The 12,157-nt window shown below is 40.9% G+C and carries 11 protein-coding genes; all 11 read left to right on the forward strand.

Features of this window, described 5'->3' with window-relative positions:
- The first annotated feature begins 14 nt into the window (after positions 1-14).
- The 11 genes from TAO_RS02085 to TAO_RS02135 are packed head-to-tail and all read left to right on the forward strand — an operon-like array spanning position 15 to position 12,126.
- The gene (locus TAO_RS02085) at positions 15-710 is read left to right on the forward strand and encodes an NADH-quinone oxidoreductase subunit C (RefSeq protein ID WP_096526397.1); all 696 of its coding nucleotides are present in this window, start codon (positions 15-17) and stop codon (positions 708-710) included.
- On the forward strand, positions 703-1,956 hold the full coding sequence (locus TAO_RS02090) for an NADH-quinone oxidoreductase subunit D (RefSeq protein ID WP_096526398.1): 1,254 nt from the start codon (positions 703-705) through the stop codon (positions 1,954-1,956). The genes TAO_RS02085 and TAO_RS02090 overlap by 8 nt, the downstream gene beginning before the upstream one ends.
- Before the next feature lie 52 nt (positions 1,957-2,008).
- On the forward strand, positions 2,009-2,500 hold the full coding sequence (nuoE, locus tag TAO_RS02095) for an NADH-quinone oxidoreductase subunit NuoE (RefSeq protein WP_096526399.1): 492 nt from the start codon (positions 2,009-2,011) through the stop codon (positions 2,498-2,500).
- Complete coding sequence (gene nuoF / locus TAO_RS02100; protein WP_096526400.1) at positions 2,497-3,780, forward strand: NADH-quinone oxidoreductase subunit NuoF; 1,284 nt, start codon at positions 2,497-2,499, stop codon at positions 3,778-3,780. Before nuoE ends, nuoF begins: the two co-directional genes overlap by 4 nt.
- Positions 3,781-3,794: 14 nt before the next feature.
- Entirely contained in the window at positions 3,795-6,176 is a 2,382-nt protein-coding gene (gene nuoG, locus TAO_RS02105) for an NADH-quinone oxidoreductase subunit NuoG (protein ID WP_096526401.1), read from the forward strand.
- 7 nt (positions 6,177-6,183) lie between these two features.
- Positions 6,184-7,197 carry an NADH-quinone oxidoreductase subunit NuoH gene (nuoH, locus tag TAO_RS02110; protein WP_096526402.1) on the forward strand — a complete coding sequence of 338 codons (1,014 nt, stop codon included), beginning with the start codon at positions 6,184-6,186 and terminating at the stop codon, positions 7,195-7,197.
- A gap of 18 nt (positions 7,198-7,215) precedes the next feature.
- A complete protein-coding gene (nuoI, locus tag TAO_RS02115) occupies positions 7,216-7,704 on the forward strand; it encodes an NADH-quinone oxidoreductase subunit NuoI (RefSeq protein WP_096526403.1) in 489 nt (162 codons plus the stop codon).
- Between the two features lie 20 nt (positions 7,705-7,724).
- Positions 7,725-8,324 carry an NADH-quinone oxidoreductase subunit J gene (locus TAO_RS02120; RefSeq protein ID WP_096526404.1) on the forward strand — a complete coding sequence of 200 codons (600 nt, stop codon included), beginning with the start codon at positions 7,725-7,727 and terminating at the stop codon, positions 8,322-8,324.
- Positions 8,325-8,339: 15 nt separating this feature from the next.
- Positions 8,340-8,645, forward strand: a complete 306-nt coding sequence (gene nuoK, locus TAO_RS02125; protein WP_096526405.1) for an NADH-quinone oxidoreductase subunit NuoK — start codon at positions 8,340-8,342, stop codon at positions 8,643-8,645.
- A 6-nt stretch (positions 8,646-8,651) separates the two neighbouring features.
- On the forward strand, positions 8,652-10,607 hold the full coding sequence (gene nuoL, locus TAO_RS02130) for an NADH-quinone oxidoreductase subunit L (RefSeq protein WP_096526406.1): 1,956 nt from the start codon (positions 8,652-8,654) through the stop codon (positions 10,605-10,607).
- Between the two features lie 4 nt (positions 10,608-10,611).
- Positions 10,612-12,126: an NADH-quinone oxidoreductase subunit M gene (locus tag TAO_RS02135; protein WP_096526407.1), complete on the forward strand. Its 1,515-nt coding sequence runs from the start codon at positions 10,612-10,614 to the stop codon at positions 12,124-12,126.
- Positions 12,127-12,157 lie beyond the last annotated feature (31 nt).

A 12,157-nucleotide genomic window follows, 5' to 3' on the forward strand; every position in this document is an offset into this window, starting at 1 on the left:
AGGATTTAGTACTTATGGATACAAGCGTAACAGAGTTACGGGATCTTATTGAGCGCTACTTAAGCAATCAAGTAAGTTCTTATCATCTTGACAGAGGTGAACTTACGATCCAAGTTTCCTGTGAACACTATTTTGCCGCTTGTGAAGTGTTACGCGACGAAAAGACTCTTTTTTTTGAGCAATTGACTGATTTATGCGGTGTGGATTATTTAGATTACGGTGTTGCTGATTGGTCAACAAAGAGTGCTACCTCGCGGGGATTTGGCCGGGCTGTGGAGAAAAGCCAATATAAGGATCATATTTGGGCTGAAGCCCGCTTTGCCGTGGTTGCTCACCTTCTTTCAGTTCGGCATAATTCGCGTTTACGGATACGCACCTTTGTTAGTGAGAAAATGCCGGTAGTTCCCTCGGTGACTGCTCTTTGGGCTTCTGCCAACTGGTTTGAGCGTGAAGCGTTTGATCTTTTTGGTATTCTTTTTGATGGCCATCCAGATCTACGCCGTATTTTAACGGACTACGGTTTTATTGGCCATCCTTTTCGCAAAGATTTTCCGCTGAGTGGCAATATAGAAATGCGCTATGACCCAGTGCAAGGTCGAGTTATCTATGAGCCTGTAAGCATTGAACCTCGAACGCTGGTACCTCGAGTTATTCGAGATGATCACCGCTACCAAGTTAAGATTTATAGCGATAAGGATAGACATGGCTGAAATTCGAAACTTTACCCTTAACTTTGGCCCACAGCATCCAGCAGCTCACGGAGTATTAAGGCTGGTATTGGAGATGGACGGGGAGGTTATTCGACGTGCCGATCCTCATGTGGGGTTACTGCATCGAGCTACTGAAAAACTAGCTGAAAGTAAACCATATAACCACAATATTGGTTATATGGATCGGCTAGATTATGTATCTATGATGTGTAATGAGCATGGGTATGTTCGAGCTATTGAAAAGCTTCTTAATATTGAGTTGCCGTTACGCGCTCAATATATTCGAGTAATGTTTGATGAGATTACCCGTATTCTTAATCACCTCATGTGGCTGGGATCCCATGGGCTGGATATTGGGGCTATGACAGTATTTTTGTACTGCTTTCGTGAGCGCGAGGATCTTATGGACTGCTATGAGGCTGTTTCTGGAACCCGTATGCATGCAACTTATTATCGCCCAGGTGGTGTTTACCGCGATTTACCAGAGGCGATGCCTCAATATCAGCCTTCTAAATGGCATAATAAAAAGGAAGTAGCGGTACTTAATCAAAACCGTGCAGGATCGCTGCTTGATTTCATAGAAGATTTTACTACTCGCTTCCCTAGGTGTGTTGACGAGTATGAAACACTACTAACAGATAATCGGATTTGGAAACAGCGTACTGTTGGGATTGGGGTTGTAGAGCCAGATCGCGCATTACAACTTGGCTTTACTGGCCCTATGTTACGCGGCTCGGGGGTAGAGTGGGATTTAAGAAAAAAACAACCTTATGCTGTATATGATCGGTTAGATTTTGATATTCCAGTGGGGGTTAACGGGGATTGTTATGATCGTTACCTAGTACGAATAGAAGAGATGCGCCAATCCAATCATATTATTAAACAATGTGTAGATTGGCTGCAAAAAAACCATGGGCCGGTGATGGTGGACAACAATAAAGTTGCCCCCCCTAAGCGAGCAGTAATGAAAGAGGGCATGGAATCACTGATTCACCACTTTAAGTTGTTTACTGAAGGGTACTGTGTTCCAGAAGGGGAGGTTTATGTAGCGGTAGAGGCACCTAAAGGTGAATTTGGCGTTTATCTCATTTCAGATGGAGCTAATAAGCCTTACCGTCTTAAGATTAGGGCGCCTGGTTTTGCTCATCTAGCAGCTATGGATGAAATGGTAAATGGTCATATGCTGGCCGATGTGGTTGCTATTATCGGGACTATGGATATTGTTTTTGGAGAGATTGACCGATGAAAATACTTCAATGTTATATCGTAAGTATTAAGGAAAGAGAGATTTAGTAAAGATGGAAGAGGAGAAAAATATTCTCTCCGCTGAAACGCGTAGCCAAATTGATCATTGGGTTAGTAAATATCCGCAGGATCATAAGCAATCAGCAGTTATCCCAGCGCTGCATATTGTACAAGCTGCTAATGGGGGTCACTTAACTGATGAATTGATGGATGCGGTAGCTGGATATTTAGGGATGCCTTCTATCACTGTCTATGAGGTAGCAACGTTCTATTCTATGTTTGAATTAAAGCCAATAGGACAGCATAAAATTAGTGTTTGTACCAATATTTCTTGCCAACTATGCGGCTCTGATCAGATTGTAACTCATTTGCAAAAGCGATTGGGAATTAGTTTTGGTGAGACAACAGAAGATTATCGATTCACACTTAAAGAAGTTGAATGTTTAGCTGCCTGCGGCGGTGCTCCCGTAATGATAGTAGGAAATACATGCCATGAGAGCCTAACCACAGAGAAAATAGATCAAATTCTTGAGGCTTTGAAATGATTGCTCAAAATCAAGTTTGCTTTCGCACCCTAGATCTTGACCCTCCATGGAGCTTGGATAGCTATTTGAAAGTAGGAGGATATACATCTTGGAAGCGGATATTGAATGAGAAAACAGAGCCTTCTAGTATTGTTGATGAAATTAAAGCCTCTGGGCTTCGAGGTCGAGGGGGGGCAGGCTTTCCAACGGGATTAAAGTGGAGCTTCATGCCTAAAAATGTGCCTGGTGCTAAATATATCGTATGTAACTCAGATGAGGGAGAGCCGGGGACGTTTAAGGATCGCGATATTCTTCGCTATAACCCTCATCAATTAATTGAAGGAATGGCTATTGCTGGCTATACTATTGGTGCAGCAGTAGGCTATAACTATATTCGAGGTGAATTTTTTGAGCCTATTGAACGTTTTGAATTGGCTTTGAAAGAAGCTTATGAAGCTGGGTTGTTAGGTAAAAATATCTTTGAATCAGGAGTTGATTTTGATCTCTACTCTCATCCGGGCGCAGGTGCTTATATTTGCGGTGAAGAAACCGCCTTACTCGAATCTCTTGAAGGGAAGAAAGGATTACCTCGCTATAAACCTCCTTTTCCCGCAGGTTATGGTCTTTATGGTAAACCTACTACCATTAATAATACTGAGAGCTTAGCTTCAGTTCCCGTTATTCTAGAGAAAGGAAGCCAGTGGTTTTTGGAATTAGGAACTCCTACTAGCGGCGGTACTAAGATTTTTAGCATTTCTGGTCATGTTAATCGTCCTGGTAATTATGAGATTTCCATGGGAACGCCTTTTAAGGATTTACTTGAGCTAGCAGGAGGTATGCGTAATGGTTATACCTTAAAAGCAGTTATTCCTGGAGGGAGTTCTGTACCGGTTATGCCAGCAGAGGTTATTATGTCGGTTAATATGGACTATGAATCTCTATCTAAAGCAGGATCTATGCTAGGTGCGGGTTCAGTTATTGTTATGGATGAAACTACCTGTATGGTACGGGCGTTAGAGAGGATTTCGGCTTTTTATTATGAAGAGTCTTGCGGTCAATGTACTCCTTGCCGGGAAGGGACTGGCTGGATGTATCGAGTTGTTCGTCGTATTGAGCATGGCCAAGGGACGCAGGAAGATTTAGATAAATTAATTAGTATAGCTAACAATATCGATGGCCATACAATTTGTGCGCTAGGAGATGCTGCTGCCGCACCCGTAATTAGCTTTATAAAATATTTTCGAGATGAGTTTCAATATCATATCGAACATAAGCAGTGTCTGGTTAGAAGCGGCTTATAGAGGATAGACCAGCGATGATTAATATTGAGATCGATAACATTAAGCTGTGTGTAGAACCGGGAAAGATGGTTATCCAAGCTGCCGATGAGGCTGATATTTATATTCCTAGGTTCTGTTATCATAAAAAATTATCGGTCGCTGCTAATTGCCGAATGTGCTTAGTGGAGGTTGAGAAGGCTAGGAAGCCTCTGCCTGCCTGCGCTACTCCTGTGATAGAAGGAATGAAGGTGTTCACAAATTCACCTCGTGCTATCTTAGCCCAGAAAGGGGTGATGGAATTTTTACTTATTAATCATCCTTTAGATTGTCCTATTTGCGATCAAGGAGGGGAGTGTGAGCTACAGGATCTCGCTATGGGCTATGGCAATGATATTTCCCGATTTACCGAGCGTAAGCGGGTTATAAAGCACAAAAATATTGGCCCGCTAATTCAAACCGATTTAACACGGTGTATTCATTGTACTCGTTGTATTCGTTTTGGCGAAGAAATTGCTGGTATTAAAGAGTTAGGTGCAACAGGCCGTGGCGAGCACATGGAGATTGGTACCTATATTGAGCACAGCTTAATATCAGAGGTATCAGGTAATGTGATTGACCTTTGTCCAGTAGGAGCGCTTACAGATAAACCTTTCCGTTATCGTGCTCGTGCTTGGGAAATGATTGGGCATCCTACGATTTCTCCCCATGATTGTGTTGGCACTAATATTGAGTTGCATGTTCTATATAATGAGGTAATGCGTGTTGTCCCGCGAGACAATGAATCTATTAATGAGACTTGGATTGCTGATCGGGATCGTTATAGCTGTCTAGGGTTAGCCCATGAGGATCGGTTACATCGACCTATGGTTAAGCGAGATGGTACGTGGCATGAAGTAAATTGGGAAGAGGCATTAGAGGCAGCTACTAATGGTCTTAGAGCAGTAGCTGAAGAGGCAGGTAGTACTAAATTAGGCGGACTTGCTTCTCCCTATGCAACTGTTGAAGAGCTTTATTTATTTCAAAAGCTTCTGCGAGGCTTGCACTGCAATAATATTGATCATCGTTTACGTCGGCAAGATTTTCGTAATCAGGAGATTTGGCCACAGGAACTAGCTTTAAGCTGTGCTATTGAAGAGATAGAACAATCAGATTGTATTTTATTGATTGGAGCTAATGTTCATAAAGAACAACCTTTGTTAGGCATACGATTCCGCAAAGCGGCTCTTCGAGGTGCAGCGCTTATGTTTATTAATCCAGTAGATTATTTAGTTCGGTTTCCCGTGGCCGAGAAAATAATTACTGGGCATGGGATGATTCATGCACTTGCAGGTATATCTAAGGGTTTAGCTGAGTATAGCGGAAGGGAGCTGGAAGGTAATTGGATTCACCTTTTAGCTGATATTCAGCCTAGTGAAATAGAGTACGCTATAGCTAATCGACTGATTAATGCCTCGCACGGGAGATTATTTTTAGGAGGAATAGCTGATGGGCATCCGGATTTTTCTATATTACGTACTTTAGCAGATTTAATTTGCCAGTTAAGTGGGTGCCAGCTAGGATTCCTCCCATCTGGAGGTAATGCTATAGGGGCAGCTACAGCTGGTGCTCTCCCTCACTATGGACCTGGGGGATCTTTTATTCCGGTACGAGGGCTTCATGTACAGGCAATGCTTGAAGAACAGATTCGGGGTTATCTATTGTTAGCAGTTGAGCCTGAGCTTGACTGTGCAAACCCTGCTCTTGCACATAAAGCATTACAAAATGCGGATTTCGTTGTTTCTTTAACGGCATTTCGTAGCCAAATTATGCTCGAATACGCTAATGTATTATTACCTATTGGGGTTTTCGCTGAGACATCGGGGACTTTTATTAATGCTGAAGGCTGCTGGCAGAGTTTTGCTGCAGCTATCCGTCCCCCAGCAGATACACGCCCCGCTTGGAAAGTACTACGTGTACTAGGGAATTTATTGCAAATCCCTGGGTTCGAATATCTCTCTTCTGAAGAGGTACGTGATGAGCTGCACCATAAAGCAGAAACTGTTTCTAGACCTCAAAAAGTAAATAAATGGTACCCAGATTCCTTGAACAGCCATCAAGATAATAGCTTCTTAGTACGGGTTGCTGAGGCATTTGTTTATGGTACAGATGGATTAGTACGACGTAGTAAGGCATTACAAGAAAGTGCTGATAGTCAGTTAGCTCGACAAGTCTATATGAATAGTATTGATGTTAATCGACTAGGATTAAGTAGCGCTAAATTTGTTGAGGTTAACCAAGGGGGCGAAAAGATTATTTTACCTCTTGTGGTTGATAATACTGTAGCGGAAGGATGTTTACGATTAGCTTCAGGGCTTGAAGAGACGGCAGTTTTAGGTGCTTCATTTACGCCTGTCCAAGTTGCTGCTGTAGGGAGGTAAAGAGAATATGTTTAGCTCCTTGCTTTCCATTCTAATCAAGATCATTGCTATTGTTTTACCGCTAATCTTAACAGTAGCGTGGCTGACTTTTGCTGAACGGAAGATCATCGGCTATATGCAAGGTCGGATAGGCCCAAATCGGGTTGGGCCTCGTGGTTGGCTGCAACCTATTGCGGACGTAGTTAAGCTTCTGCTTAAAGAGATTATTATCCCTTCGAGCGCTAATCGGTTCTTATTTTTATTGGCTCCTATACTTGCTATTGCTCCGGCTCTTGCTACTTGGGCGGTTATCCCGTTTGATGCTCACTTAGTACTAGCAGATATTGATGCTGGACTACTTTATATTCTAGCTATTGGTTCTATGAGCGTATATGGTGTAATTTTAGCAGGCTGGGCCTCTAATTCTAAGTATGCTTTTTTAGGGGCAATGCGCTCTGCTGCTCAAGTGGTATCTTATGAAATTGCAATGGGATTTGCATTGGTAGGAGTGTTAATTGCAGCCGGAAGCCTTAATCTTGGAAAAATAGTAGGTGCCCAAGAAGGTGGTATTTGGCATTGGTTTTGGCTGCCGTTATTCCCGCTGTTTATAATTTATTTTATTTCTGGGGTAGCAGAAACTAATCGTTTACCTTTTGATGTAGCAGAAGGAGAATCGGAAATTGTTGCTGGGTTTCATGTAGAGTATTCTGGCATGGCTTTTGCTCTTTTCTTCCTTGCTGAGTATATTGAGATGATTATGGTATCGGCTTTAGCTTCTCTGATGTTTTTGGGGGGATGGTTATCTCCATTTCAGGGAACAGCGTTAGAAGCCATGTTTAAAGGTATACCAGGAATAGCATGGCTTCTAATTAAAATAGCTGTATTTTTGTTTTTGTATCTTTGGTTTCGAGCTACTTTTCCTCGGTATCGGTATGATCAAATTATGCGCCTTGGTTGGAAAATATTTATCCCTATTACTATTATTTGGCTATTATTAGTAGGGGGGGCTAGAATTGCTCACATAGGCCCTTGGTTTGTATAAAGGATAATATAGATAGCCATGAATACTTTGCGCGCTTATATTAAAAGTTTTTTACTTTGGGAATTGCTGCTCGGTCTTAAGCTGACTGGACGCTATTTATTTACAAAAAAGATTACAGTTCAATTTCCGGAGGAACGGACACCTCAATCACCTCGCTTTCGAGGTCTTCATGCTTTACGACGTTATCCTAATGGTGAGGAGCGTTGTATTGCCTGTAAACTGTGCGAAGCTGTTTGCCCAGCTTTAGCTATTACTATTGATTCTGAGCAACGGGATGATGGGACTCGGCGTACGACTCGTTATGACATTGATCTTTTTAAGTGTATTTATTGCGGCTTTTGTGAGGAGTCGTGCCCAGTTGACTCAATTGTACTTACTCGGGTTATGGATTATCACTTTGAAGAGCGAGGTGAACATATCCTTCATAAAGAGCAGTTATTAGCGCTTGGTGATAAATACGAATCTCAGGTTGCTGCTGATAGGATTGCTGATGCCTCCTATCGTTAATCAGTAGAGTCTAACTGTTTATGGAAAAAGCTTTATTTTATATTTTCTCTATTATTTTACTATCTGCAGCAATTATGGTTATTACTGTACGTAATCCTGTGCGTGCGGTGCTATTTCTAATCTTGGCTTTTTTTACCAGTGCCGCTATTTGGCTTTTATTAGAAGCTGAATTTTTAGCTATTGTGTTAATATTAGTTTATATTGGCGCGGTAATGGTTCTATTTCTATTTGTAGTAATGATGCTGGATATTAATTTTACCTCATTACGGGAGGGATTTACCCAATACTTACCAGTAGGAATTTTAGTATCGGCATTGATTATTTTCGAAATGATCGCAGTACTTAGACCAAAGAACCTTGATCTCAAACAATTTGTTGCGCCAATTCCTCATCAAGCTGATTACAGCAATACAAAAGAATTGGGAAGGCTGCTTTATACTGTTTATGTTTACCCTTTTGAGCTAGCTTCTGTAATTCTTCTTGTGGCTATCGTAGCAGCTATTGCCTTAACTTTGCGACGCCGTGCTAATAAATCCCAAGATCCAGCGCAACAGGTGCGAGTGCAGCGCCGAGATCGGGTTAAATTGATAAAGATGACTGCTGAGAAAATCCAAAAATAAGTTAAACTATTAATAATGATCACATTATCGGATTGCCTGATTCTAGGAGCATTATTGTTTTGCCTTTCTGTTGCAGGAATTTTTCTCAACCGAAAGAATATTATCATTATCCTGATGTCTATTGAGCTTATGCTATTGGCTGTTAATATGAACTTTATAGCCTTTTCTCATTTTCTTGGAGATATTGAAGGTCAGGTTTTTGTTTTCTTTATACTCACAGTAGCTGCAGCGGAAAGTGCGATAGGGCTGGCGATTCTTGTAACTTTATTCCGTAATCGACAGGTGATTAATGTGAGTGATTGGGATAAGTTGAAGGGCTAGACTAAGATGGAAGCCCAAACTCTTGGAATTGTGCTTGCACCTCTAATCGGTAGCATTATGGCTGGCCTATTTGGGCAGCGTATTGGCCGCATATGGTCTCATCGTATTACTATTGCCGGTGTAGCGGCTGCGTTTTTACTATCTCTTATTATTTTTACTCAAGTGATAATGGAGGGGGCTACTTATAATGAGGCTGTTTATACTTGGGCGGCTGTTGGTAATTTACGCTTAGAGATTGGATTTCTTGTTGATCCATTAAGCGCGTTAATGGTGGTAATTGTGACTTTCGTCTCCTTAATGGTTCATATTTATACTATTGGCTATATGGCAGAGGATCCGGGATATCAGCGGTTTTTTAGCTATATTGCGCTTTTTACTTTTTCTATGCTGATGCTAGTGCTGGCCAATAATTTTCTTCAGATATTCTTTGGCTGGGAGGCTGTAGGTTTAGTATCTTACTTGTTGATAGGTTTTTGGTATAAGAGAGAATCAGCCGTTTATGCTAATTTAAAAGCTTTTCTTGTAAATCGGGTAGGGGATATTGGGTTCTTACTTGGGATCGCTTGTGTGTTGATGTATACGGGTAGCTTGGATTATGTAGAGGTGTTCGCAGCTGCACCCGAATTGCAGGAAAAAACGATTTCTATTTGGCCGAATACCGCTTGGTCAGTACCTACAGTAATAGGTATTTTACTATTTATTGGGGCGATGGGTAAATCAGCTCAGATGCCATTGCATGTTTGGTTACCTGATTCGATGGAAGGTCCAACGCCTATATCAGCTCTTATCCATGCAGCTACTATGGTGACCGCAGGTATCTTTATGGTAGCTCGTATGTCACCTATCTACGAGATGTCAGAAACTGCTTTAAGCGTTGTTTTAATTATCGGATCGGCTACCGCCTTTTTTATGGGGGCTGTAGGCGTTGTACAGAATGATATTAAGCGAGTGATAGCCTACTCCACCTTATCCCAGCTAGGGTATATGACTGTTGCGCTTGGTATTTCTGCTTATGCAGCAAGTATTTTTCATCTTATGACTCATGCTTTTTTTAAAGCACTTCTTTTCTTAGGAGCAGGCTCGGTTATCATTGCTATGCACCACGAGCAAGATATGCGCAAAATGGGCGGATTAAAGAAATACATGCCATTTACTTACTGGACTATGATGATTGGTGCTTTAGCTTTAATAGGGTTTCCAGGATTTTCTGGCTACTTCTCTAAAGATTCTATTATCGAGGCTGTTCATCTTTCTAATCTTCCTGGTGCGGGTTTTGCTTACGTAATGGTTATTTCTGGAGTATTTATTACAGCCTTTTATACTTTTCGGATGCTATTTCTTACTTTCCATGGTGAAGAGCGAGCGGATGAGCATACTCGAGAGCATCTTAAAGAATCCCCTGCAGTAGTTATTATTCCACTAATTTTATTAGCTATACCCTCTATGGTAGCTGGTATCTATATTGAGGAGATTTTGTTTAATAATTTTTTCGGAAAAGCAATTCTAGTCTTACCAAATCATAATGTACTAGAAAGGCTGAGCCCCGAACTTCACAGTGGGACTATGGCATTTATTTTGGATGGTTTTAAAGGTATTCCTTTTATTTTAGCGATATCTGGGGTTGTTACAGCGTGGTATTTATATCTTATTCGCCCCAAGTTGCCTGATCGGATTCGCGCGCACTTTAGTTTTATCTACTGGGCTTTAAGTAATAAATATGGCTTTGATCGTTTTAATGAAATTGTTTTTGCTAGCGGGTCTCGCCGTATTGGCCAGCTGCTTTCGCACTTTGGAGATCAAATATTGATTGATGGCTTAATTGTTAATGGAGTGGCAAGAATAATAAATATTGTTGCTCAATCGATGCGCTATTTACAATCAGGTTATCTATTTCATTATGCCTTTGCTATGATTTTGGGGTTACTTCTCCTGATCGGTGGTTTCGTGATTTATGGGGAATAGGTGAATGGTTACTGGATTGCCGCTTCTATCTTTAGTTATCTGGGTGCCCATTATAGGAGGCATCCTAGTATTAACTGTTAGCAATCGTAAAGATTATATTCGTTGGCTTTCTTTATTGTTTTCAGTGCTGACTTTTATAGTAAGCTGGCTGCTTTATATTGATTTTGATACCAGCACCGCTGCAATGCAATTTCAAGAAAAAGCTACGTGGATAACAGCTTTTAAAGTTTATTACCATCTAGGAATTGATGGCATCTCCATGCCTTTAATTATTCTTACTACGTTTTCTACGGTGCTTGTTGTTATAGCTGGCTGGAAGTTTACTAAGTACAAATTAGCTCAATATATGGCGAGCTTTCTAATCATGGAAGGATTAATGAATGGTACTTTTGCAGCACTAGATGCAGTTTTATTCTATGTTTTTTTTGAGAGTACGCTCATTCCTCTATTCCTAATTATTGGTATCTGGGGAGGACCAAACAGAATTTACGCTACACTTAAATTCTTCCTGTATACCTTTTTAGGTTCGGTTTTTTTACTGATCTCAATTCTTTATTTACGTAGTGTTACTGGCAGTTTCTCTATATTAGAATTTCACCTAGTACCCTTAGATATGCAGGCGCAAATAGCAATATTCTTAGCTTTTTTACTTGCTTTTGGTATTAAGATTCCTATGTGGCCAGTACATACTTGGCTACCAGATGCCCATGTTGAAGCGCCGACCGGGGGGTCAGTTATCTTAGCCGCAATTGCTTTAAAGCTAGGTGCCTATGGTTTAGTACGGTTTAGTTTGCCTATTGCTCCTGACGCTAGCTTAGCTTTGAATTGGTTTATTATTACGTTATCGCTGATTGCCATAATATATATTGGCTTAGTAGCTATAGTACAGCCAGATCTTAAAAAATTAATTGCTTACTCTAGTGTTGCTCATATGGGGTTTGTAACTTTAGGATTGTTTATTGCATTTGCTTTGGCTAGAGATGGCGCTGTAGGAGAGGGATCGGCTTTAGGTTTAGCAGGTGCATTAGTACAAATGATTTCCCATGGATTAATTTCAGCTGCTCTATTTTTATGTGTTGGAGTTTTATATGACCGAATGCATACTCGGATAATTGGAGATTATGGCGGTGTAGTTAATACAATGCCAATATTTGCTTCCTTTTGGGTTTTATTTGCTATGGCAAACACGGGTCTACCAGGTACTTCAGGGTTTGTTGGGGAGTTTTTGGTAATCTTAGCGAGTTTTCAAGCAAGTTTTTGGTATGCTTTCTTTGCGTCGATCACCTTAATTTTGAGCGCTGCATATTCTCTTTGGATGATCAAACGAGTGATTTTTGGTGAGGTCGCTAATGATAATGTAGCTGCTTTGAAAGATCTGAATTCACGGGAATTTCTAGTTTTAGGGTTTTTAGCTATAGCAGTATTATTACTTGGTATATGGCCTCAACCCCTATTGGAAGTGATGCATGCTTCTATAGAGCATTTATTATCCCAGATGGTATTATCAAAATTAACATAAATTATAAACTGCAGAATTCTGTATTTTTTGC

The sequence above is a fragment of the Candidatus Nitrosoglobus terrae genome, assembly GCF_002356115.1.
Classification (GTDB): domain Bacteria; phylum Pseudomonadota; class Gammaproteobacteria; order Nitrosococcales; family Nitrosococcaceae; genus Nitrosoglobus; species Nitrosoglobus terrae.